Here is a 21,528-nt window from a genome sequence, read left to right as displayed (position 1 = left end):
ACGGTGTGCCGGGCCCCTGCCGTGTCCCCCGTCAGTTCTGGGGTGCGAGCAGCAGGACCTTGCCGACGTGGGTGCCGGACTCCAGCGCCCGGTGGCCCTCGGCGGCGTCGTTCAGCGGCAGCGTCCGGTCGACGACCGGCCGGACCCTGCCCGCGCCGATCAGCGGCCACACGTGCTCCCGGACGGCGGCGACGATCGCCGCCTTCTCGTCCACCGGGCGGGCACGCAGCGTGGTCGCCATGACGGCGGCACGCTTGGCGAGCAGCGCACCCAGGTTCAGCTCGCCCTTCACCCCGCCCTGCAGACCGATGACGACGAGCCGGCCACTCACGGCCAGCGCCTTCACGTTCCGCTCCAGGTACTTGGCGCCGACGATGTCCAGGATGACGTCCGCGCCCACCCCGTCCGTCGCCTTGGCCAGCTCCTCGACGAAGTCCTGCTCCCGGTAGTCGATGAGGATGTCCGCACCGAGCTCGGCACAGCGCGCCAGCTTCACGGGGCCGCCGGCGGTGACCGCGACCCTCGCCCCGACCGCCTTCGCCAGCTGGATCGCCATCGTCCCGATCCCGCTCGCCCCGCCGTGCACCAGCAGCGTCTCGCCCGGCCGCAGGTGCGCGATCATGAAGATGTTGGACCAGACGGTGCAGACCACCTCGGGAAGCGCCGCCGCCGTGGCCAGGTCGACACCCTCCGGTACGGGGAGGAGCTGACCGGCCGGGACGACGACCTTCTCCGCGTAACCGCCGCCCGCGAGCAGCGCGCACACCTCGTCGCCGACGGCCCAGCCGGCCACCCCCGGACCGAGCGCGGCGATCCGGCCCGAACACTCCAGGCCGGGGTACGGGGACGTGCCCGGCGGCGGGTCGTAGAAGCCCTGGCGCTGGAGCAGATCGGCGCGGTTGACGGCGCTCGCCACCACCTCGACGAGGACCTCGCCCTCGCCGGGCACGGGATCGGGCACCTCGGCCCAGACCAGGGCCTCGGGACCGCCGGGTTCCGGAATCGTGATCGCATACATGGCGGCGAGGCTACTCCCGGCACCGGCCGGAGGCCCGGTACTCCCCGGCCCGGCGCTCCCCGCCCTGGTCCCCCTCCCGGACAGGCCCTAGTCCTCCGGCGGCGTGCTGAGCGGGGTGACCGGCGCGGCGCGCACGATGGTGATCACCCGGTCGGTGAGCTGGAGCGGGCTGGCCGCGGGGTCGTCGTAACCGAGCAGCCGGTGGCCTCGGAGCACGCTCACGACCAGGTCGCCGGTCTCCCGCACGCTCTTGCCCACCTCGCTCTTGGTCACCGGACGCTCGACCAGGTCGAGGCCGGAGCCCTGCTGGATGAGGTCCTCCATCACCGTGCCGGCGCTGGGGCTCAGCACGGAGAGGCCGAGCAGGCGCCCGGCGGCGCTGGCGCTGGTGATGACCGCGTCCGCGCCGGACTGGCGCAGCAGCGGCGCGTTCTCCTCCTCGCGGACCGCGGCGACGATCTTCGCGCCCCGGTTGAGCTGGCGGGCCGTGAGGGTGACCAGCACGGCGGTGTCGTCTCGCTGGGTGGCGATGACGATCTGCCGGGCCCGCTGTACCTCGGCGCGGAGCAGCACGTCACTGCGGGTCGCGTCGCCGACGACACCGACGAACCCGTCCGCGTTCGCCGTCTCGATCACCTTGTTGGAGGGATCGACGATGACGATCTGCTCCTTGCGGAGACCGGTCGCGCAGAGCGTCTGGATCGCGGACCGCCCCTTGGTGCCGAAGCCGACGATGACGGTGTGGTCGCGCAAGGTGGACCTCCAGCGGTTCAGCCGGAACTCCTCGCGGGTCCGCTCCGTGAGGACCTCGAGGGTGGTGCCGACCAGGATGATCAGAAACAGCACGCGCAGGGGCGTGACCAGCAGGATGTTGGCGAGCCGCGCCGTGTCGCTGTACGGGACGATGTCGCCGTATCCGGTGGTGGAGAGCGTCACGGTCGCGTAGTAGGCGCAGTCGAGGAAGTCGAGCGTCTCGTCGGCGTTGTCGTGGTAGCCGTCGCGGTCGATGTAGACGATGAGCACCGTCACCAGGAGCACACCGAGCGCCATGAGCAGCCGCTTGCCGACCTGGCGCAGCGGACGCTCGACCTCCCGGCGCGGCAGCCTGATCTGCGGGCCGGAGATCCGCTCGTCCGCGTGGCGGGCCATGGCGTCACGACTGGGAAGTTTCACGTGAAACACGCTCCTTGGGCCGGTACGGCCCCCTCGGCCGTCGGCCAGGGAAGGTCGAGGACATCCAGCTCTTGACCGGGGCGTGCGCCACCGGGCGGGACGACGGCCAGGCCGTCCGCGGTGGCGATGCCCCGGAGCATGGCCGGTCCGTTGTAGCGCAGGGGTACGGCCCGTCCATCACGGCGGACGACCGGGACGAGCCGGGTGTCGTACGGATGCCCGTGCACCTCGTCCTGGACGGGTACGCGGGGCGGATCCCCTTGCCCTTGGTCGGCCAGGGCCCTGAGGAGCGGCTCGGCCAGGGTGAGAAGCCCGGACACGGCCGCGAGCGGGTTGCCGGGGAGGCCGACGAGGTGGCGGACGTGCCCGGGTCGGCCGGGCTCGGCACGGGTGAGCTCGGCGCGGCCTGGCTCGGCGCGGTTGGGCTCGGCGCCGAGGCGGGCGAGCAGCATCGGGTGGCCGGGCCGGACCTTCACCCCGTCGACCAGGAGGGTGGCGCCGGCCTTGGCCAGCACACCGTGAACGTGGTCCACCGGCCCGGCGGCGGTCCCGCCGGTGGTGAGGACCAGGTCGGCGGTGGAGCCGGTGACGGCCGCGTACAGCTCCTCGGCCTCGTCGCCGATCCGGCGGGTGGCGAGGACGTCGGCGCCGAGCGCCGTCAGCCAGGGGCCGAGCATGGGGCCGAGGGCGTCACGGATGAGGCCGTCGTGGGGGAGCCCGGCCGTGAGCAGCTCGTCCCCGAGGACCAGGATCTCCACCCGGGGGCGCGGTGACACGCGGAGCTCGTCGTAGCCGGCGGCCGCGGCGAGGCCCAGTACGGCGGGGGTCACGACGGTGCCCGCGGGGAGCAGTTCGTCACCGGAGCGGCACTCCTGGCCCCGGGGCCGGATGTCCTGCCCCGGCACGACCTCGCGCAGGGCGTGCAGCAGGGCGCCCTCGGGAGCGGAGCGCTCGGTACCGGAGGGCTCGGTACGGGTGCGTTCGGTACCGGAGGGCTCGGTACGGGAGTGCTCGGTGCGGAGGACTGCGGTGGTCCCGGAAGGGACGCGCGCGCCGGTGGCGATCCGTACGGCCTCGCCGTCGACCGTCGCCGCCCCGGGTGCCTGCCCGGCGAGGACGGCACCCTCCTCACGCACGGTCCAGGGTCCGGGCCCCGCGACCGCCCAGCCGTCCATGGCGGAGGTGTCGAAGGGCGGCAGGTCGGTGAGGGCGAGGAGCGGCTCGGCCAGGACCTGGCCGAGTGCCTGCCCGAGCGGTACGCCGAGCGGCGCCCGGCCGGCCCGCGCGGCGGCCCCGGCGCGGACGGCGGCGGCCCGCGCCTCGGGCCAGGCAGTGGCCCGGTGCGGTTGCCCGTCCCGCGCGTCGGGGGTGGTTCCCGGGGCCACCGGGAGGGGCTCCTTCAGGCTCATCCGGCCTCGTCCTGCTCGGCGGCCCAGCGCTGGGCCAGCGCGGCGGCCTTGCGGGCGGCCTCGGCGACCGCCTCCGGTCCGCCCCCGGCGGCCGCGCTCGCCGCCGCGTAGCCGACCAGGAAGGTGGTCAGGGGTGCGGCGGGGCGGGCCACGCCATGGGCGGCGTCACGAGCCAGATCGAGCAGTACGCCGGTGTCGACGTCCAATTCGATGCCCAGTTCGTCCTTGACTGCGGTGATCCATTCATCCAACACGGTCCCATGCTCCCTGATGCGGGCCCGGGCCGTGGCGATGTCCTCCCAGGTGTCGCAGTCGAAGGAGGCGAGGGGCCCCGCGGCGACCCGGGTGAGCCGCAGCGCGCCGGTGAGCAGCCGCAGCGGGCCGCCTGCGAGGGTGCCGCGCTCCCCGGCGATCCGAGCCAGCTCCCGCCGGAGCGGGGCGGCGCGGTACGCGGCGACGAGCGGCTGGTCCCGCCCCCCGGCGTCGGTGAGGAGCGCGGCCTCGGCCCCGGGGTCCTCGGCGAGCACCCCGAGCAGCCGTCGGACGGTGTCCTCGTCGAGGAAGGGCAGGTCGGCGGAGAGGACGAGCAGGACGTCGGCCCGGGTCTCCCGTACTCCGGCGTCGAGAGCGGCCAGCGGCCCTCCGCCGGGCGGGTCCTCCCTGGTCCAGCGGACGGGGTGGACGGTCGGGCGGGGATCGCCGACGACCACGGTCCGGTCCGCGCCTCGGCAGGCGGTGAGGACCCGGTCGAGGAGTGCCCGGCCTCCGACCCGTACTCCGGGCTTGTCGGCACCGCCGAGGCGCTGGGCGGCACCTCCGGCGAGTACGACGGCGTCATGTGGGGTGGTCACCCGAGCAGTATGGTCCGCCGCCCGTCCCCACCGGCGGGCGCGTCTCCCTCTGCGAGAAGAGTCGGCCGGCCCGCTCGTCTCGCGAGAGCGAGCCGACCGGTGCGTACGGACCCGAGGGGCGGGCCCGTACGCACCGGTCGGGTGTCAGAGCGTGCGGAGCAGGACCGCCGGCTGCTCGACGCAGTCGGCCACGTACCTCAGGAAGCCGCCCGCCGTGCCGCCGTCGCAGACGCGGTGGTCGAAGGTGAGCGAGAGCTGCACCACCTGACGCACGGCCAGTTCGCCCTGGTGCACCCAGGGCTTGGGGATGATCCGGCCGACGCCGAGCATCGCGGCCTCGGGGTGGTTGATGATCGGCGTGGATCCGTCGACCCCGAACACCCCGTAGTTGTTCAGGGTGAACGTGCCACCCGTCAGATCGGCCGGGGTCAGTGCGGACTGCCGTGCGGCCTCCGTCAGCCGGGCGAACTCGGCCGTCAGCGACTCGGCCGTCCGGGTCCCCGCATCCTTGACCACGGGCACGACCAGACCGCGCGGCGTCTGGGCGGCGAAGCCGAGGTGCACGGACGGCAGCCGGACGATCTCCCGGGCCGCCATGTCCACGGTGGAGTTGAGCTCGGGGAACCGGGCCAGGGCGTGGGCGCAGATCCGGGCGAGGAGCGCGAGCAGCGAGATCTTCGGCCCGCCCGCCGCGTTCATCGCCGTCCGTGCGGCCATCAGCTCGGTCGCGTCGGCATCGACCCAGCAGGTCGCGTCCGGGATCTCCGTACGGCTGCGCGACAGCTTGTCCGCCACCGCGCCACGGACCCCGCGCAGCGGAACCCGCTCACCGGCCGAGGCGAGCGCGGGCGCCGAAGCGGCGGCCGGGGCGGGAGCGGGCGCGGGCGCCGGTGCGGCGACGGGCCGCTCCAGGGCCGCGATGGCCAGCTCCACGTCGGCCCGCAGGATCAGGCCCTCGGGCCCCGATCCGTGGATCTCCCGCAGGTCGAGTCCCCGGTCCCTGGCCAGTTTCCGCACGAGCGGCGAGATGACCGGCACCGGACCCTCGTGGCCGGCGACGGCCACGGCCACCGGCGCCGCGACGGGTGCCGGGGCCGCGACGGGTGCGGGTGCCTGTGCCACGGCGTGGCTCTCGTGCCGTACCCGGCGGCGCCGGGCGGCGGGCTCGGCCGTGCCGTACCCGACCAGCACATTGCCCGAGTACTCGGACGACACGGCGGACTCGGCGGCGGTCCCGCCCGCCGTGGGGGTGGCTCCCGGAGCCGCCTCCGCGAGCTCCTCCGGCGCGCCCGTGCCGCCCACGGCGACCGTCAGCAGCGGTGCGCCGACGGGCAGTTCGGTGCCCTCTTCGCCGTACCGCGCGGTGACGACACCGCCGTACGGGCAGGGCACCTCGACCATGGCCTTGGCCGTCTCGACCTCGACGACCGGCTGGTCGATGGCGACGACGTCGCCCACGCTGACCAGCCAGCGGACGATCTCCGCCTCGGTGAGTCCCTCACCGAGGTCGGGCAACTTGAACTCGAGCACCTGCGCCATCAGCTTCCCGCCTCCCACTGCAGCCGTGCCACCGCGTCCAGGACCCGGTCCACGCCCGGCAGATGGTGCCGCTCCAGCATGGGCGGCGGGTACGGGATGTCGAAGCCCGCGACCCGCAGCACCGGCGCCTCCAGGTGGTGGAAGCAGCGCTCGGTCACGCGCGCGGCGATCTCCGCGCCGGGGCCGCCGAAGCCGGTCGACTCGTGGACGACGACCGCGCGGCCGGTGCGCCGCACCGAGGCGCTGACGGTCTCGTCGTCGAAGGGCACGAGCGAGCGCAGGTCGACGACCTCCAGGTCCCAGCCCTCGGCCTGCGCGGCCTCCGCCGCCTCCAGACAGACGGGCACGGAGGGACCGTAGGTGATCAGGGTGGCGCCGGTGCCCCGCCGCCGTACGACGGCCTTTCCGATCGGCTCCACCGGCGCGGGCGCCTCGGGAGACCAGTCGGACTTGGACCAGTAGAGCCTCTTGGGCTCCAGGAAGACCACCGGGTCGTCGGAGGCGATGGCCGCGCGCAGCAGCCCGTAGGCGTCCTCGACGGTGGCCGGGGTGACGACATGCAGTCCGGGGGTGGCCATGTAGTAGGCCTCGGAGGAGTCGCTGTGGTGCTCGACTCCGCCGATCCCGCCGCCGTACGGGACACGGATGACGATCGGCATCGGCATCGCGCCGCGCGTCCGGTTCCGCATCTTCGCCACGTGGGAGATCAGCTGCTCGAACGCCGGGTAGGCGAACGCGTCGAACTGCATCTCGACGACCGGCCGCAGGCCGTACATGGCCATGCCGACCGCCGCGCCGAGAATGCCGGCCTCGGCCAGCGGGGTGTCGGTGCAGCGGTCCTCGCCGAACTCCTTGGCGAGCCCGTCGGTGACCCGGAAGACCCCGCCGAGGGTGCCGACGTCCTCGCCCATCACATGGACGGTCGGGTCCTCTGCCATCGCGTCGCGCATGGCGCGCTGGAGCGCCTGCGCCATCGTGGCGGGCTTGGCCTTGCCGGTCCCGCCGGTCTTGCCGGCGCTCGCGGCGGTCCTGTCCGCCGCGGGTCCGGTCGTCGCCGTCGTCATCACGCCTCACCCTCGGCTTCGAGCTCGGCGCGCAGCTGCGCCGCTTGTTCCCGCAGCTGCGTGGTCTGCTCCGCGTACACGTGCGAGAAGAGGTCCATCGGGTCGAGCACCGGGTCGGCGTTCATCCGCTCGCGCAGGTCGGCGGCCATCGTCTCGGCGGCCTCCGCCGCCGCCCGCTTGCCGTCCTCGTCGAGCAGGCCGCGCTCCGTCAGCTCCCGTTCGAGGATCAGGATCGGGTCGTGCGCCCGCCAGGTCTCGACCTCGCCGGCCGCGCGGTAGCGGGTGGCGTCGTCGGCGTTGGTGTGGGCGTCGATCCGGTACGTGATGGCCTCGACGAGGGTGGGGCCGCCGCCGCGCCGGGCGCGGGCCACGGCCTCGGTCAGCACCTGGTGGACGGCCACCGCGTCGTTGCCGTCGACCAGTCGGCCCGGCATCCCGTATCCGACGGCCTTGTGGGCCAGGGAGGGGGCGGCGGTCTGCTTGGCCAGCGGAACGGAGATCGCGAAGCCGTTGTTCTGCACGAAGAAGACCACGGGGGCCTGCCAGACGGCCGCGAAGTTCAGCGCCTCGTGGAAGTCGCCCTCGCTGGTGCCGCCGTCGCCGACCATGGCGAGGGCCACCACGTCGTCACCCTTGAGCCGGGCGGCGTGGGCGAGGCCCACCGCGTGCGGGAGCTGGGTGGCCAGCGGGGTGCAGAGCGGCGCGATGCGGTGCTCGTGCGGGTCGTACCCGGTGTGCCAGTCGCCGCGCAGCAGGGTCAGGGCCTGCACGGGGTCGAGGCCGCGGGCGACGGCCGCCAGGGTGTCGCGGTACGAGGGGAAGAGCCAGTCCCGCTCCTCCAGGGCGAGGGCGGCGGCGATCTCGCCCGCCTCCTGCCCGGTGGTCGACGGGTACACGGCGAGCCGGCCCTGCTTGGTCAGGGCGGTGGCCTGCGTGTTGTACCGGCGGCCGCGGATCAGCTCCGCGTAGAGCCGGAGCAGCAGCGCGGGGTCGGCGTCGGCCACGGCGTCCGTGCCGAGCACGCGCAGCGGCTCGGTGTCGGGCAGCAGCGGGGCGGGGTCGGTACGCGGCTGCCACGCCGGCGGCGGGGTGGGCCGGTAGTCGGAAATGGCACCGGGCGGCTCTTGGACTGTCGAACTGCGCTGTTGCAACGAGTCCACCTCCTCGTGGGAGCGGGCATAAGACCCGAAGGCGGGTGGCGCGAGTGTGGCGCGCCTCACCTACCGATTGTTCGGTCGTGGAGGCATTTTGGCTACAGGCACCTCCAGCCTGTGGACAAACGGTTCTCCACAGCCTGGGATATGTGCAGGTCGTCCACCGGAGAGAGGCGGGGGGACATGGCGGATGAACAAATGGCCGTCGACCGGAACGAGGTTCCGGACGACGACGAGGGCGGCGCGCTCGGCGGGACCGGGAACGAGGTGCCCGGCGAGGCCCTGAGCGCCCCGGTCGGCATGCCGACGGGCGCGCTTCCGGCACGCCCGCTGGACGCGATCGACCGCGACATCCTGCGGTTGCTGCAAACGGACGGGCGCGCCTCGGTACGCTCCGTGGCCGAGCGGGTGCACGTCTCCCGGGCCAACGCCTACGCGCGCATCAACCGGCTCATCGACGACGGGGTGATCCGCGGCTTCAGCGCCCGGGTCAACCACGAGCGGGCGGGCCACGGAGCCTCCGCCTACATCACGCTCAAGATCGTCCAGAACTCCTGGCGCACGGTCCGCGAGCAGCTCAAAACGCTGCCGGGCGCCACGCACATAGCGCTGGTCAGCGGGGATTTCGACGTTCTGCTGCTCGTCCACACGCCGGACAACCGAACCCTCCGCGAGCTGGTCCTCACCCGGCTCCAGTCGATCCCGGAGGTGCTGTCCACGCGCACGCTGCTGGTGTTCGAGGAGACGGACCTCAACAACGATCCACGCGCCTGAGGGCCGTCCCGGGCGCGGTCCGGGACGACCCTCAGCAGGCCCCCGGGCGCGATCCGGGACGGGCCCTCAGCAGGCCCCCGGGCGCGGTCCGGGACAGGCCCTCAGAAGGCCTCGGCAGATGCTCGACACGCCTCGGCAGATGCCCCTCAGGGCCTCGGCAGAGCCCGGCACGCCTCCGGCGGCTGCCCCTCAGGCCTCGGCAGCCCTCAGCGAGCCGTCCGCAGCCCGTCGAAGGCCAGGTGCGCGACGGTCTGAGCGAGCTGCTCGCGCTCCGCCGGCGCGTCCGGATGCGGCCGGTACCACTCGACCAGCGAGTTGATCATGCCGAAGAGCAGCCGGGTCGCCAGCCGGATGTCCACATCGGCCCGCAGGTCGCCCTCCTCCGCGGCGGCCTTGAGCAGGTCGGCCACCTTGTGGTCGAACTCCCGCCGCCGCTCCATGGCCCACCGCTCGGTGCCCGTGTTGCCGCGCACCCGCAGCAGCAGCGTCACGTACGGCAGCTCCGCGATCAGCACCTCGACCGTGCGGCGGGTGACGTACTCGACCCGCTCGACGGCCCGGCCGCGCACGGCGTCCGGCTCGTCGAGGATCCCGAAGAGCCCGTCGAGCGCCCGGCTGACCGCCCGCCGAAGCAGGTCCTCCTTGCCGGCCACGTGGTGGTAGATCGACGACTTGGAGATCCCGGCCGCCTTGGACAGGTGCTCCATGGAGGTGCCGTCGTAGCCGCGCTCGTTGAAGACGCGCACGGCGACCGAGAGCAGGGTCTCGGGGGTGTAGGTGTCGCGCTTCACGGTGGTCATCGCGCGTCCTCCGCGTCCTCGGCGTACGCCCGGCGCACGATGCCGAGCGCCGGCGCGTACCGGCCGGTGGGATACCGCTCGTGCAGCTCCCCGAGCAGGTCGCACGTGCGCCGGTGGCCGATCTTCCCCGCCCACTCCAGCGGTCCGACCGGATAGTTCACCCCGAGTCGCATCGCCGTGTCCACGTCCTCGGCCGTCGCGACCCCTCGGTCGACCGCGTCGGCCGCGATGTCGGCCAGCATGGCGACCGTACGGGCCACGATCATGCCGGGCACGTCGCCGATCACGGACACCTGCTTGCCGAGCGCCTGGAAGAGCCCCACCGCCTCGGCGAGGACCTCGGGGTCGATGGTCTCGCGGGCCGACAGGACGATCCTGGTCGCGGTCGCGTAGTCGAGTGCGAGGTCGAAGTAGAGGATGTCCTCCCTCGCGTACTCGAAGGAGGTCTCACCGTCCGCGAGACTGAGTTCGCCGCCGGACGGCAGCTCGATGTGGCCGTTGCCCTTCTTGCGCCGGACGGTGATCCCGGCGGCCTCGAAGAGCGCCACCAGCGGCTCGGCCGGACCGAGATCGCCCCGGACCGTGATCCTCTCGGGTGCCTCCGCCGGCGCCGCCGTGTGCGGCTCCGGCCGCTCCGCGCCCTCCGCGTACGAGAACCAGCCCTGGCCCGTCTTGCGGCCGAGCCGACCCGACTCCACGAGCCGGCGCTGCGCGAGCGAGGGCGTGAACTTCGGGTCCTGGTGGAAGGACTCCCAGACGGAGCGGGTGACGGCCTCGTTCACGTCCTGGCCGATGAGGTCGGTCAGCTCGAAGGGGCCCATCTTGAAGCCGCCGCACTCGCGCAGGGCCGCGTCGATGGTGGCCGGGTCGGCCGCACCCTCCTCGAAGACCCGCAGCGCCTCCGCGTAGAAGGGGCGGGCGACCCGGTTCACGATGAAACCGGGGGTGTCGGCGCAGCGCACCGGCGTCTTGCCCCAGCCCTTCACCGTCTCGTACGCGCGCGTGGCGACGTCCGGCTCGGTGGCGAAGCCGCTGACGACCTCGACGAGGGGGAGCAGCGGCGCCGGGTTGAAGAAGTGCAGTCCGACGAACCGGCCGGGCAGCCGCAGCCCTCCGGCGATGGCGGTGACGGAGAGCGAGGAGGTGTTGGTGGCGAGGACGGTGTCGTCGCCGACGACCTTCTCCAGGTCGGCGAAGAGCTGCTGTTTGACGGGCAGCAGCTCGACGATCGCCTCGACGACGAGCGCCGCGTCCGCGAGCTCCTCAAGCTCCTGTGCGGCGTACAGGCGGCCGACGGCCGCCTCACGCGCGGTGGTGTCCAGGCGCCCCTTCTCGACGAGCCGGTCGAGGCGGGCGGTGAGGGCGGCCACGGCCTCCTCGGCGCGGCCCGGGGCGCTGTCGTAGAGGCGTACCGGGTGGCCGGCGACCAGGGCGACCTGGGCGATGCCCTGGCCCATGGTGCCCGTGCCGACGACGGCGACGGCACGGTCCCGCCCGACGGGCCCGAGGGCCCCTTCGGCTACGGCTTCTGCGGCTTCCACGGCGGCGGCAGGCTCACTGGCGGTCACGTCGTCGCTCCCCCTGACGGTCACGTTGGCGCTCATAGGAGTGATCCTCCCCGATGGGTTTTCCACAGGATCGACAGGCCCCCTTGTCCCGACCGATCGTTCGGTTACTCTAACTCCGTACGTGTCTCCCTGCCCAGCTCGACGAGGAGTTGGTCCACCCATGGCCACCGCTCTGCCGACCACCGACCGACTGGCCGAGAAGCACCGGTCCACGCTCGACCAGGCGCTCGACACCATCCGGACCCGTGCCTACTGGTCGCCGTACCCCGAGCACCCGAAGGCGTACGGGGAGGACGGCTCGCTCGACGCGGCGGCCGGCCTCGCCGCGCACCAGGCCCTGCTGAACACCCGCTTCGAGCTCGACCAGCCCGGCACGGACGGCTGGACCGGCGGCGAGACCTCGCCGTACGGCCCCGAGCTCGGCATCGAGTACCCGCACGCCGACATCGACGTCCTGCTCCCCGCGATGCGCGCGGGCATGGGTGCCTGGCGCGACGCCGGGGCCGAGACCCGCGCCCTGGTCTGTCTGGAGATCCTCGCCCGGATCTCCGCCCGCACCCACGAGTTCGCCCACGCCGTCATGCACACCAGCGGCCAGGCGTTCATGATGGCGTTCCAGGCCGGCGGCCCGCACGCCCAGGACCGCGGCCTCGAAGCCGTGGCGTACGCGTACGCGGAGCAGACCCGCACCCCCGCCGGCCGGGCCGACTGGTCCAAGCCGCAGGGCAAGCGCGACCCCCTGGAGCTCAGCAAGGAGTTCACCCCGGTCGGCCGCGGCATCGCCCTGGTGATCGGCTGCAACACCTTCCCCACGTGGAACGGCTACCCGGGCCTGTTCGCCTCGCTCGCCACCGGCAACCCGGTCCTGGTCAAGCCCCACCCGCGCGCGGTGCTCCCGCTCGCGCTGACCGTCCAGGTCGCCCGTGAGGTGCTCGCCGAGTCCGGCTTCGACCCGAACCTGGTCGCGCTCGCCGTCGAGCGGCCCGGCGAGGGCATCGCCAAGACCCTGGCCGTGCGCCCCGAGATCCGGATCATCGACTACACCGGCTCGACCGCCTTCGGCGACTGGCTGGAGGCCAACGCCCGCCAGGCGCAGGTCTACACCGAGAAGGCCGGCGTCAACACGGTGGTGGTCGACTCCACCGACAACTACAAGGGGATGCTCGCCAACCTGGCCTTCTCGCTGTCCCTGTACAGCGGCCAGATGTGCACCACCCCGCAGAACCTGCTGATCCCCCGCGACGGCATCACCACCGACCAGGGCCCCAAGTCGTACGACGAGGTCGTCGCCGACCTCGCCGCGGCGGTCGGCGGCCTGCTGGGCGACGACGCCCGGGCGAACGGTCTGCTCGGCGCGCTGGTCAACCCGGACGTGAAGGCGCGCCTGGAGGCCGCCGCCGGTCTCGGCGAGGTGGCGCTCGCCTCCCGCGAGGTGGCCAACCCGGACTTCCCGGACGCGGTGGTCCGTACGCCGGTCATCGTGAAGCTGGACGGCTCCAAGCCCGACGCGGACGCCGCGTACTTCTCGGAGTGCTTCGGCCCGGTCTCCTTCGCCGTCTCGGTGGACTCCACCGACGACGCCCTGGAGCTGCTGCGGCGCACCGTCCGGGAGAAGGGCGCCATGACGGTCGGGGCCTACACGACCTCGGCGGACACCGAGCGCGCGGTGGAGGAGGTCTGCCTGGAGGAGTCGGCCCAGCTCTCGCTGAACCTCACGGGCGGGGTCTACGTGAACCAGACGGCCGCGTTCTCCGACTTCCACGGCTCCGGCGGCAACCCGGCGGCGAACGCCGCCCTGTGCGACGGCGCCTTCGTCTCCAACCGCTTCCGGGTGGTGGAGGTCCGCCGCCAGGCCTGAGGCACGCACGCGTGGAGGCCCCTCGGGGCCTCCACGCATCGCCTACGACCTCACGCCACCAGGACCTGTCCGGTCCTGATCCGCGGCCGGGCTCAGGGAGTCTCGATCTCCGCGTAGCGCTGCACCCAGGCGTGCATGGCGATGGCGGCGGCCGCTCCCGCGTTGATCGAGCGGGTCGAGCCGAACTGGGCGATCGAGCAGACCATCTCCACGTGCGCGCGGGCCTCCTCGGTGAGTCCCGGGCCCTCCTGCCCGAAGAGCAGCACGCAGCGGCGGGGCAGCACGGTCCGCTCCAGCGGCACGGCGCCCGGCAGGTTGTCGATCCCGATGACGGGGATGCCCTCGGCCGCCGCCCACGAGGTCAGCGACTCGGTGTCCGGGTGGTGCCGGACGTGCTGATAGCGGTCGGTGACCATGGCGCCGCGCCGGTTCCAGCGCCGCCGGCCCACGATGTGGACCTCCTTCGCCAGGAACGCGTTGGCCGTCCGTACCACCGAACCGATGTTGAAGTCGTGGCCCCAGTTCTCCACGGCCACATGGAAGTCGTGGCGGCGGGTGTCCAGGTCGGCGACGACCGCCTCCCGCGTCCAGTACCGGTAGCGGTCCACGACGTTGCGCCGGTCGCCGCCGGCGAGCAGCTCGGGGTCGTACCGCTCGCCCTCGGGCCACGGCTCCGGATGCGGTCCGACGCCGATCTCGGGGGCGAAGCCCTCGTCGTACTGGACCGGCTCGGCGGCCTCGGCTCCCGCTTCGGCCACGGCCTCGGGCGCTGCCTTCTCTTCGGTGGTGCTCACCCGACGAGGGTACGGGGACCGTGCTCCTCACCCGTACGGCGCTGCTCGGGCAGGGTCCCGGCGGACCTGCGCCGCAGCAGCCGGTCCCTGCCCCGTACGGCCCAGGAGCCGAGCGCCAGCAGGAAGGGCGTCGGCAGGAACACGGCGTCGGCGGAGATCATCGCGAGCGAGAAGACCGGCAGTCCGAGGAGCACCGCGATCCCGGCGTGCTCCAGCATCATCACGACGAGCAGGACGTTCTTGACCTTGCGGTGGAAGAGGGTGAACGGGAAGGCGACCTGCACGATCACCGTGCCGTAGGTCAGCAGCATCACCATGACCCCGCTGGTGCCGAGCAGCTCGGAGAGGGCCGGCCAGGGCGTGAAGTAGTCCAGGTTCAGCGGGTAGAACAGCGCGGTGCCGTCCTGCCAGCGCGAGCCCTGGATCTTGTACCAGCCGGCCGTGGCGTAGATCAGACAGACCTCCGCCATGATCACGACGAGGGCGGCGTTGTGCGCGAGGTGGGCGAGGGCGTCGAGCAGGGTGCGCGGCTCCTCCGGCGCGTACCGGCAGACCAGCCACCACAAGCCGTTCCCCAGCCACAGGACCCACAGCAGCACCGGCAGCCACCACTCGCCGGTGACCTCGCTGAACCAGGTGGTGGCGAGGAGGAAGCCGCCGAGCACCGTCCACAGGAGCGGGCCGACGCGATCCTGGCGCGGCGGCTCCCCGGCCCGGGCGGCGCGGGCCTCGCGGGCCGCCCGCCGTGCGTCGAGGGACCACACCTGGGAGCAGCGGGTCAGCACGAGGTAGATCGCGGCGAGGTGGAGGACGTTGTCGCCGCCGTCGCCCACGAAGACGGACCGGTTCAGCAGGGACAGCACGCCGACCATGAAGACGACCGACACGGCGCGGGTGCGCCAGCCGACCAGGAGCAGCACGGCGGAGAGCACGGCGAGCCCGTAGACCAGCTCGAACCAGAGGCCGCCGTCCGACCACATGAGCACGGTGAAGGACCGGTTGTCGGCGATCAGCCGGCGGGCCATCTCCCAGGACCAGGGGCCGTCGGGGCCGTACAGCTCGTGCCGGAACGGCAGCTCGCGCAGCAGGAAGAACAGCCAGGTCAGCGAGAAGCCGATCCGCACGATCGCGGTCTGGTACGGGCCGAGGGAGCGACCCGTGACGGTCTGGACGGCGCGGGCGAGCCGCCGGTCGAAGGGCTCGCGGGCACCTCCACGCGCTCGCGTGGACGTGGTGGAAGGGGGCGTGGGGCCGGGGCTGGGGGTGGGGGTGCTCATCGGCCCGCCTCCGTGTGGCCTCGGTCGACCCCGGTGGGCCGGTCGGCGTCGGTGACCGGCCACCACGGGAGGTCGCGGTAGGCGGGGGCGGTGTCGATCTTCTCGGAGCTCCACTTGGGGGCGGGGACCGCCCGGGTGACGGTACGCAGCTGGACGCGCTTCACGTCACCGGACAGGTCGCCGAGGCGGAGCATCGCGATCCGGCGCATGTACTCCTCCGAGAGGCGGCCGCGCAGCCCGCTGGGGCTGTGGTCGTCGGAGTGGGTGTTGAGGTAGAAGTCCACGGCCCGGCGGAGCTCGTTCTGCTGCGCGTGGCTGGGCATCGGGTTGTGCCGTATCGCCGCGGCGTCCTGGGCGGTGAGGTCGATCCAGCCGGTGGTGCGGCGGCTTCCGTCGTCGGTGGCGAGTTCGGCGCGGACCTCGACGGAGATGTTCTGCTGGAGCGGATTGGGCGCGAAGAGCTTCCAGTTCTGTTCGAACTCGGGGTAGACCCAGTCGTCGACCGCCTGGCCGTGCCGCTTGGTCAGGGTGTTGGACGGCGCCACGTGCAGGAACACCATCGCCAGATGGACACAGGCGAAGACCCCGACGACGGCGAGGGCCACGGCGAGGACGACCTGGTAGGGCATCGACAGCGCCATGATCCCGGTGGTCGCACGGTCCGCCGTGTGTGCCGTGTGTGCCGCGTCCGGGGTGTGCGGCGTGTCCGGGGTGTGCGACGCGTCCGGGATGTCGGCCCGGGCGCATGTCGGGGCGCCTGTCGGGGCGCCTGTCGGCGAGTCCGCCGAGGGATCCCTCAGGGCGTCCGCAGGGGCGTCCGCAGGGGGTGTCGGACGGCCGTCGGCCACGTCAGCCGCGTCCTTTTCGACGTGCGCGTCCATCCCGCCCCGATCTCGATCGGCCCACCTCGGTTATCCACAGGGTTGACACCATACGGGCCGTCGACTCACCATTGAAGTCATTCAACCGAACGATCGGTCGGTAGGGGGTCCGATGACCGCAGTGACGGCAGGGACGGCAGAGACCACGGGCGTGCCCGGCGTGTCGGACGCGGCCGTGGCGGCGGAGCAGGCCGCTTACGAGGCCGTGTTCGACGCCGCCGTGGCCGCCGAGGAGCGGATCGAGCCGCGCGACTGGATGCCCGAGGCCTATCGCGCCTCGCTCGTCCGGCAGATCGCGCAGCACGCCCACTCAGAGATCATCGGCATGCAGCCGGAAGCGAACTGGATCACCCGCGCGCCCTCGCTGCGGCGCAAGGCGATCCTCATGGCCAAGGTCCAGGACGAGGCCGGCCACGGCCTGTATCTGTACAGCGCCGCGGAGACCCTCGGCACCAGCCGGGACGAGCTGCTCGACAAGCTCCACTCGGGCCGCCAGAAGTACTCCTCGATCTTCAACTACCCCACGCTGACCTGGGCCGACGTCGGCGCGATCGGCTGGCTGGTGGACGGCGCCGCGATCACCAACCAGGTCCCGCTGTGCCGCTGCTCCTACGGGCCGTACGCCCGCGCGATGGTCAGGGTCTGCAAGGAGGAGTCCTTCCACCAGCGCCAGGGGTACGAGGCGCTGCTCGCCCTGTCGAACGGCACCGAGGCCCAGCACGCCATGGCGCAGGACGCCGTGGACCGCTGGTGGTGGCCCTCGCTCATGATGTTCGGCCCGCCGGACGACGAGTCGACCCACACCGCCCAGGCGATGGCCTGGAAGATCAAGCGCCACTCCAACGACGAGCTGCGCCAGCGCTTCGTCGACATCGCCGTCCCGCAGGCCGAGGCCCTCGGACTCACCCTCCCCGACCCCGACCTCCGGTGGAACGAGGAGCGCGGGCACTACGACTTCGGCGCGATCGACTGGGCCGAGTTCTGGGACGTCCTCAAGGGCAACGGCCCCTGCAACGACCAGCGGCTGAGCAAGCGGCGCCAGGCCCACGAGGACGGCGCCTGGGTCAGGGAAGCCGCGGCGGCCCACGCGGAGAAGCACAAGCACACCGGCAAGCACGGGGAGGCACAGGCATGACGAGCGACGGTTGGCCGCTGTGGGAGGTGTTCGTGCGCTCCCGCCGCGGGCTGTCCCACACCCACGCGGGCAGTCTCCACGCGCCCGACGCGGAGATGGCCCTGCGCAACGCCCGTGACCTGTACACCCGCAGGAGCGAGGGCGTGTCGATCTGGGTCGTCCCCTCCTCCGGGATCACCGCCTCCTCGCCCGACGAGAAGGACCCCTTCTTCGAGCCGGCCGCGGACAAGCCCTACCGCCACCCGACGTTCTACGAGATCCCGGAGGGGGTGAAGCACCTGTGAGCACCACCCCCGACACACGCGAGAGCGCCGCGACCCCCGAAGCCGCGATCACCGCCGCCGCACTCGCCCTCGGCGACGACGCCCTCGTCCTCTCCCACCGCCTGGGGGAGTGGGCCGGCTCCGCCCCCGTCCTGGAGGAGGAGGTCGCCCTGGCGAACATCGCGCTCGACCTCCTCGGCCAGGCCCGCATCCTGCTCTCCCTCGTCGGCGACGAGGACGAGCTCGCGTACCTGCGCGAGGAGCGCTCCTTCCGGAACGTCCAGCTGGTCGAGCAGCCGAACGGCGACTTCGCCCACACCATCGCCCGGCAGCTCTACTTCTCCACCTACCAGCGCCTTCTCTACGGGCAGCTGGCCTCCGGCGACGGCCCCTTCGCCGGCCTCGCGGCCAAGGCCGTCAAGGAGGTCGCCTACCACCAGGACCACGCCGAGCACTGGACCCTGCGCCTCGGAGACGGCACCGCCGAGAGCCACGAGCGCATGCAGCGCGCCTGCGACGCCCTCTGGCGGTACACGGGCGAGCTGTTCCAGCCCGTCGCAGGCCTCGACGTCGACCACGCGGCCATGGAGAGCGCCTGGCTGACCTCCGTCACGGCCGTCCTCGGCCGGGCCACGCTCACCGTGCCCGAGGGGCCGCGCACCGGCGCCTGGGCCGCGGGCGCCGGCCGACAGGGCCTGCACACCGAGTCCTTCGGCCGGATGATCGCCGAAATGCAGCACCTGCACCGCAGCCACCCGGGGGCGACATGGTGACCATGACCGCCCTGGAGGAGGAGCTGAGCCGGATCGCCGGCGCCGTCCTCGACCCCGAGCTGCCCGTCCTCACCCTGGCGGAGCTCGGCGTACTCCGGGGCGTCCAGGTCACCGGCCCCGGCCGGGTCGAGGTCGCCCTCACCCCGACGTACACCGGCTGCCCCGCCGTCGAGACCATGTCCTCGGACATCGAGCGCGCACTCCACGAACACGGAGTGCCCGAGGTCTCCGTCGTCACGGTCCTCGCCCCCGCCTGGTCCACCGACGACATCAGCGAGGAAGGCCGACGCAAGCTCGCCGAGTTCGGAGTCGCACCGCCGCGCCCCCAGGGCCCGGCCGGCGGCCCGATACCGCTGACCCTGGCGATCCGCTGCCCCCACTGCGGCTCCACCGACACCGAACTCCTGAGCCGCTTCTCCTCCACCGCGTGCAAGGCCCTGCGCCGCTGCACCGCCTGCCTCGAACCGTTCGACCACTTCAAGGAGCTGTAGATGGAGTCCTCAGGCGTGGGCGGCCCGGCCGCCGGACGAGCCGGGTTCCATCCCCTCACGGTGAGCGAGGTCGAGCGGCTCACGGACGACTCCGTGGCCGTCACCTTCGCGGTCCCGCCCGAGCTCCACGAAACGTACCGGCACCTCCCCGGCCAGCACCTCGCCCTGCGCCGCACCGGCGAGCAGGGCGAGGAGATCCGGCGCACGTACTCGATCTGCGCCCCCGCCGCCCCGGCCGGCGAACCCCCCGTCCTGCGCGTCGGCATCCGGCTCGTCGACGGCGGATCGTTCTCGACGTACGCCCTCAAGGAGCTGGCCGTCGGCGACCTCGTCGAGGTCATGGAGCCCATGGGCCGCTTCTCGCTCGCCCCGCGCCCCGGCCACTTCGCGGCCGTCGTCGGCGGCAGCGGCATCACCCCGGTCCTGTCGATCGCGGCCACCCTGCTCGCCCGCGAGCCCGAGGCCCGGTTCTGCCTGATCCGAAGCGACCGCACCGCCGCGTCCACGATGTTCCTCGACGAGGTCGCCGACCTGAAGGACCGCTATCCCGACCGCTTCCAGCTGGTCACCGTCCTCTCCCGGGAGGAGCAGCAGGCGGGTCTGCCGTCCGGCCGGCTCGACCGCGAGCGACTCGCCGCCCTGCTGCCCTCACTGCTGCCGGTCGAGGCGATCGACGGCTGGTTCCTCTGCGGGCCCTTCGGGCTCGTCCAGGGCGCCGAGCAGGCACTGCGCGGCCTCGGCGTCGACCGCGGCCGGATCCACCAGGAGATCTTCCACGTCGACGACGGCTCCGCACCCGCACCGGTCCCGACGGCCGACACCCCCGCGCACGCCACGCTGACCGCGACCCTGCACGGCCGGTCCGGCACCTGGCCCGTGGACCGCGGCGAGACGCTCCTCGACACAGTGCTCCGCTCCCGCGCGGACGCCCCGTACGCGTGCAAGGGCGGGGTGTGCGGCACCTGCCGCGCCTTCCTCGTCGGCGGAGAGGTGCGGATGGACCGCAACTTCGCGCTGGAACCGGAGGAGACCGAAGCCGGATACGTGCTGGCCTGTCAGTCCCACCCGGTCACCCCGGACGTGGAGCTGGACTTCGACCGCTGACGAGAGGCCCCGGCGCCACACCCGACCAACTGCGGCGCCGCCATTCCCTTCCACTAGAACCTGTTCTATCTTGACGAACCGTCAGGACCAGCAGGGGCACAACGGGAGGGCAGGGCAGTGGACTTCACCTTCACCGAAGAGCAGCAGGCAGCCGTCGAGGCGGCCAAGGCGGTCTTCTCCGGCGTCACACCCGACGCCGTACCGAGCCCCGCCCTCACCCCCGGCGCCGTGTCCGAGGACCTCGACCGACCGCTCTGGTCCCGCCTCGCCGCCGCCGACCTGCTGGGCCTCGTACTGTCCCCGGAGCACGGCGGCGGCGGGCTCGACCCCGTCGCCCTCTGCCTCGTCCTGCGCGAATCGGCCCGCGTCCTCGCCCGCGTCCCCCTCCTGGAGACCAGCGCCGTCGCCATGACCGTCGAGCGGTACGCGCCCCCGGAGACGGCCGCCACACTGCTCCCCCGCGTGGTCCGCGGCGAACTCGTCCTCACCGCCGCCGCCCAGGGACGCACCGGCCACGACCCCGCCGAGCGCGCCGTCACAGCCCGCCGCGACGGCACCCACTGGATCCTCGACGGCCTCCAGACCGCCGTCCCCTGGGCCCACGGCGCCGACATCATCGCCGTACCCGCGCACACCACCGACGGCACCACCGTCCTCGCCCTGCTGCCCCGCACGCACGACGGACTCACCCTCACCGCCCAGTACTCCACCAGCGGTGAACTCCTCGCCGAACTACGGCTCGACGCCGTACGCCTCGACGGCACCGACGTCATCGACACCGAAGGCGCCTGGGACCGGCTGCGCGGACTCCTCACCACCGGCACCTGCGCACTCGCCCTCGGCCTCGGCGAAGCCGTCCTCACCATGACGAGCCAATACACCGGGAAACGCGAACAGTTCGGCCACCCCGTGGCCACCTTCCAGGCCGTCGCCGTCCAGACCGCCGACCGCTACATCGACCTGCGCGCCATGGAAGTCACCCTCTGGCAGGCCGCCTGGCGTCTCTCCAGCGGAGCCGAAGCGGCACTCCCCGCCGCCGGGGACATCGCCGTCGCGAAGATCTGGGCCTCCGAAGGGGTACGACGAGTGGTGCAGACCGCCCAGCACCTGCACGGCGGCTTCGGCGCCGACACCGACTACCCCCTGCACCGCTACCACGCCTGGGCCAAGCACCTGGAACTCTCGCTCGGCCCCGCCGCCGCCCACGAGGACGCCCTGGGCGACCTGCTGGCCACCCACCCCCTCGACTGAGACCCGTCAGAGAACGAAGGCCGGGCTTCCGGTACCCGCCACCATCGGGCGCCCGGCACCGTCCCAGGCGAGCATTCCGCCCTCGACGTTCACCGCGTCGAAGCCCTGCTGCACCAGATACTGCGTGACCTGCGCCGAACGGCCACCCACCCGGCACATCACATACGCCCGACCGCGCTCGGCCACCGCCTCGGTCACCTCACCGAAGCGGGCCACGAAGTCGCTCATCGGCACGTGCAGCGCGCCCTCGACATGACCGGCCGCCCACTCGTCGTCCTCCCTGACGTCCAGCACCAGGGCATCGGCCGGCACGGAAGCCGCGTCCACCGAGGGCAGCGGGGAGAAATTCAT

The 21,528-nt window shown here is 72.9% G+C and carries 21 protein-coding genes; 8 read left to right on the top strand and 13 right to left on the bottom strand.

Annotated features, from left to right (window positions below; genetic code table 11):
* Nucleotides 1–31: 31 nt before the first annotated feature.
* The 7 genes from OG259_RS21640 to pdhA form a co-directional block, all read right to left on the bottom strand.
* A complete protein-coding gene (locus tag OG259_RS21640) occupies nucleotides 32–1,018 on the bottom strand; it encodes an NAD(P)H-quinone oxidoreductase (protein ID WP_328943763.1) in 987 nt (328 codons plus the stop codon).
* Between the two features lie 87 nt (nucleotides 1,019–1,105).
* Nucleotides 1,106–2,167, bottom strand: coding sequence for a potassium channel family protein (locus OG259_RS21635; RefSeq protein WP_328947138.1), 1,062 nt, complete (start codon nucleotides 2,165–2,167; stop codon nucleotides 1,106–1,108).
* Nucleotides 2,168–2,187: 20 nt separating this feature from the next.
* Nucleotides 2,188–3,600 (bottom strand): molybdopterin molybdotransferase MoeA, encoded by a 1,413-nt coding sequence (locus tag OG259_RS21630; RefSeq protein ID WP_328943762.1) that lies wholly within the window; start codon nucleotides 3,598–3,600, stop codon nucleotides 2,188–2,190.
* Nucleotides 3,597–4,451, bottom strand: coding sequence for an NTP transferase domain-containing protein (locus tag OG259_RS21625; protein ID WP_328943761.1), 855 nt, complete (start codon nucleotides 4,449–4,451; stop codon nucleotides 3,597–3,599). Before OG259_RS21625 ends, OG259_RS21630 begins: the two co-directional genes overlap by 4 nt.
* A gap of 144 nt (nucleotides 4,452–4,595) precedes the next feature.
* Nucleotides 4,596–5,990, bottom strand: coding sequence for a dihydrolipoamide acetyltransferase family protein (locus OG259_RS21620; protein WP_328943760.1), 1,395 nt, complete (start codon nucleotides 5,988–5,990; stop codon nucleotides 4,596–4,598).
* Nucleotides 5,990–6,964 (bottom strand): alpha-ketoacid dehydrogenase subunit beta, encoded by a 975-nt coding sequence (locus tag OG259_RS21615; protein ID WP_266900833.1) that lies wholly within the window; start codon nucleotides 6,962–6,964, stop codon nucleotides 5,990–5,992. Before OG259_RS21615 ends, OG259_RS21620 begins: the two co-directional genes overlap by 1 nt.
* A gap of 89 nt (nucleotides 6,965–7,053) precedes the next feature.
* Nucleotides 7,054–8,214, bottom strand: a complete 1,161-nt coding sequence (gene pdhA / locus OG259_RS21610; RefSeq protein ID WP_328947137.1) for a pyruvate dehydrogenase (acetyl-transferring) E1 component subunit alpha — start codon at nucleotides 8,212–8,214, stop codon at nucleotides 7,054–7,056.
* Between the two features lie 177 nt (nucleotides 8,215–8,391).
* Here pdhA and OG259_RS21605 point away from each other — a divergent pair, with 177 nt between their 5' ends.
* On the top strand, nucleotides 8,392–8,982 hold the full coding sequence (locus OG259_RS21605; protein WP_443051994.1) for an Lrp/AsnC family transcriptional regulator: 591 nt from the start codon (nucleotides 8,392–8,394) through the stop codon (nucleotides 8,980–8,982).
* A 206-nt stretch (nucleotides 8,983–9,188) separates the two neighbouring features.
* Here OG259_RS21605 and OG259_RS21600 read toward each other — a convergent pair whose 3' ends face one another.
* Together OG259_RS21600 and OG259_RS21595 are read right to left on the bottom strand one after the other, a co-directional pair.
* Nucleotides 9,189–9,782 carry a TetR/AcrR family transcriptional regulator gene (locus OG259_RS21600; RefSeq protein WP_328943759.1) on the bottom strand — a complete coding sequence of 198 codons (594 nt, stop codon included), beginning with the start codon at nucleotides 9,780–9,782 and terminating at the stop codon, nucleotides 9,189–9,191.
* Complete coding sequence (locus OG259_RS21595) at nucleotides 9,779–11,386, bottom strand: 3-hydroxyacyl-CoA dehydrogenase (protein ID WP_328943758.1); 1,608 nt, start codon at nucleotides 11,384–11,386, stop codon at nucleotides 9,779–9,781. Before OG259_RS21595 ends, OG259_RS21600 begins: the two co-directional genes overlap by 4 nt.
* A 124-nt stretch (nucleotides 11,387–11,510) precedes the next feature.
* Here OG259_RS21595 and paaN point away from each other — a divergent pair, with 124 nt between their 5' ends.
* A complete protein-coding gene (gene paaN / locus OG259_RS21590; RefSeq protein WP_266893951.1) occupies nucleotides 11,511–13,208 on the top strand; it encodes a phenylacetic acid degradation protein PaaN in 1,698 nt (565 codons plus the stop codon).
* 92 nt (nucleotides 13,209–13,300) lie between these two features.
* Here the strand turns inward: paaN and OG259_RS21585 are convergent, their stop codons facing one another.
* From OG259_RS21585 to OG259_RS21575, 3 genes are read right to left on the bottom strand one after another with little or no spacing between them, the layout of a single operon-like run.
* Complete coding sequence (locus OG259_RS21585) at nucleotides 13,301–14,002, bottom strand: TrmH family RNA methyltransferase (RefSeq protein ID WP_443051993.1); 702 nt, start codon at nucleotides 14,000–14,002, stop codon at nucleotides 13,301–13,303.
* Entirely contained in the window at nucleotides 13,999–15,279 is a 1,281-nt protein-coding gene (locus tag OG259_RS21580; RefSeq protein ID WP_328943757.1) for an HTTM domain-containing protein, read from the bottom strand. Before OG259_RS21580 ends, OG259_RS21585 begins: the two co-directional genes overlap by 4 nt.
* On the bottom strand, nucleotides 15,276–16,160 hold the full coding sequence (locus tag OG259_RS21575; protein ID WP_443051992.1) for a DUF5819 family protein: 885 nt from the start codon (nucleotides 16,158–16,160) through the stop codon (nucleotides 15,276–15,278). The genes OG259_RS21580 and OG259_RS21575 overlap by 4 nt, the downstream gene beginning before the upstream one ends.
* Nucleotides 16,161–16,272: 112 nt before the next feature.
* On the opposite strand from OG259_RS21575, the gene paaA reads away from it, so the two are divergent.
* From paaA to OG259_RS21545, 6 genes are all read left to right on the top strand, one after another.
* On the top strand, nucleotides 16,273–17,295 hold the full coding sequence (gene paaA / locus OG259_RS21570; protein WP_328943755.1) for a 1,2-phenylacetyl-CoA epoxidase subunit PaaA: 1,023 nt from the start codon (nucleotides 16,273–16,275) through the stop codon (nucleotides 17,293–17,295).
* Nucleotides 17,292–17,579 (top strand): 1,2-phenylacetyl-CoA epoxidase subunit PaaB, encoded by a 288-nt coding sequence (paaB, locus tag OG259_RS21565; RefSeq protein ID WP_266893959.1) that lies wholly within the window; start codon nucleotides 17,292–17,294, stop codon nucleotides 17,577–17,579. Before paaA ends, paaB begins: the two co-directional genes overlap by 4 nt.
* Nucleotides 17,576–18,331, top strand: coding sequence for a 1,2-phenylacetyl-CoA epoxidase subunit PaaC (gene paaC / locus OG259_RS21560; RefSeq protein ID WP_328943754.1), 756 nt, complete (start codon nucleotides 17,576–17,578; stop codon nucleotides 18,329–18,331). Before paaB ends, paaC begins: the two co-directional genes overlap by 4 nt.
* Entirely contained in the window at nucleotides 18,325–18,822 is a 498-nt protein-coding gene (paaD, locus tag OG259_RS21555; RefSeq protein WP_328943753.1) for a 1,2-phenylacetyl-CoA epoxidase subunit PaaD, read from the top strand. Before paaC ends, paaD begins: the two co-directional genes overlap by 7 nt.
* Entirely contained in the window at nucleotides 18,823–19,926 is a 1,104-nt protein-coding gene (locus OG259_RS21550) for a 2Fe-2S iron-sulfur cluster-binding protein (protein ID WP_328943752.1), read from the top strand.
* A 117-nt stretch (nucleotides 19,927–20,043) separates the two neighbouring features.
* A complete protein-coding gene (locus OG259_RS21545) occupies nucleotides 20,044–21,177 on the top strand; it encodes an acyl-CoA dehydrogenase family protein (RefSeq protein WP_328943751.1) in 1,134 nt (377 codons plus the stop codon).
* Nucleotides 21,178–21,183: 6 nt separating this feature from the next.
* On the opposite strand, the gene OG259_RS21540 is transcribed toward OG259_RS21545, so the two are convergent.
* Nucleotides 21,184–21,528 carry a rhodanese-like domain-containing protein gene (locus OG259_RS21540; RefSeq protein ID WP_030321294.1) on the bottom strand — a complete coding sequence of 115 codons (345 nt, stop codon included), beginning with the start codon at nucleotides 21,526–21,528 and terminating at the stop codon, nucleotides 21,184–21,186.

Origin of the sequence: Streptomyces sp. NBC_00250, assembly GCF_036192275.1 — a bacterium.
Lineage (GTDB): Bacteria > Actinomycetota > Actinomycetes > Streptomycetales > Streptomycetaceae > Streptomyces.
Note: the sequence above shows the minus strand (reverse complement) of the source record. Positions and strands in the feature narration are given on the sequence as shown.

Coding starts and splice junctions, on each gene's coding strand:
- OG259_RS21605 (WP_443051994.1), top strand. CDS start 8,392: ATGGCGGATGAACAAATGGCCGTCGACCGGAACGAGGTTCCGGACGAC.
- OG259_RS21615 (WP_266900833.1), bottom strand. CDS start 6,964: ATGGCGCAGGCGCTCCAGCGCGCCATGCGCGACGCGATGGCAGAGGAC.
- OG259_RS21540 (WP_030321294.1), bottom strand. CDS start 21,528: ATGAATTTCTCCCCGCTGCCCTCGGTGGACGCGGCTTCCGTGCCGGCC.
- OG259_RS21630 (WP_328943762.1), bottom strand. CDS start 3,600: ATGAGCCTGAAGGAGCCCCTCCCGGTGGCCCCGGGAACCACCCCCGAC.
- OG259_RS21620 (WP_328943760.1), bottom strand. CDS start 5,990: ATGGCGCAGGTGCTCGAGTTCAAGTTGCCCGACCTCGGTGAGGGACTC.
- paaB (WP_266893959.1), top strand. CDS start 17,292: ATGACGAGCGACGGTTGGCCGCTGTGGGAGGTGTTCGTGCGCTCCCGC.
- paaD (WP_328943753.1), top strand. CDS start 18,325: ATGGTGACCATGACCGCCCTGGAGGAGGAGCTGAGCCGGATCGCCGGC.
- OG259_RS21600 (WP_328943759.1), bottom strand. CDS start 9,782: ATGACCACCGTGAAGCGCGACACCTACACCCCCGAGACCCTGCTCTCG.
- OG259_RS21580 (WP_328943757.1), bottom strand. CDS start 15,279: ATGAGCACCCCCACCCCCAGCCCCGGCCCCACGCCCCCTTCCACCACG.
- OG259_RS21635 (WP_328947138.1), bottom strand. CDS start 2,167: ATGGCCCGCCACGCGGACGAGCGGATCTCCGGCCCGCAGATCAGGCTG.
- OG259_RS21550 (WP_328943752.1), top strand. CDS start 18,823: ATGGAGTCCTCAGGCGTGGGCGGCCCGGCCGCCGGACGAGCCGGGTTC.
- OG259_RS21640 (WP_328943763.1), bottom strand. CDS start 1,018: ATGTATGCGATCACGATTCCGGAACCCGGCGGTCCCGAGGCCCTGGTC.
- OG259_RS21575 (WP_443051992.1), bottom strand. CDS start 16,160: ATGGACGCGCACGTCGAAAAGGACGCGGCTGACGTGGCCGACGGCCGT.
- paaN (WP_266893951.1), top strand. CDS start 11,511: ATGGCCACCGCTCTGCCGACCACCGACCGACTGGCCGAGAAGCACCGG.
- paaA (WP_328943755.1), top strand. CDS start 16,273: ATGACCGCAGTGACGGCAGGGACGGCAGAGACCACGGGCGTGCCCGGC.
- OG259_RS21595 (WP_328943758.1), bottom strand. CDS start 11,386: ATGAGCGCCAACGTGACCGTCAGGGGGAGCGACGACGTGACCGCCAGT.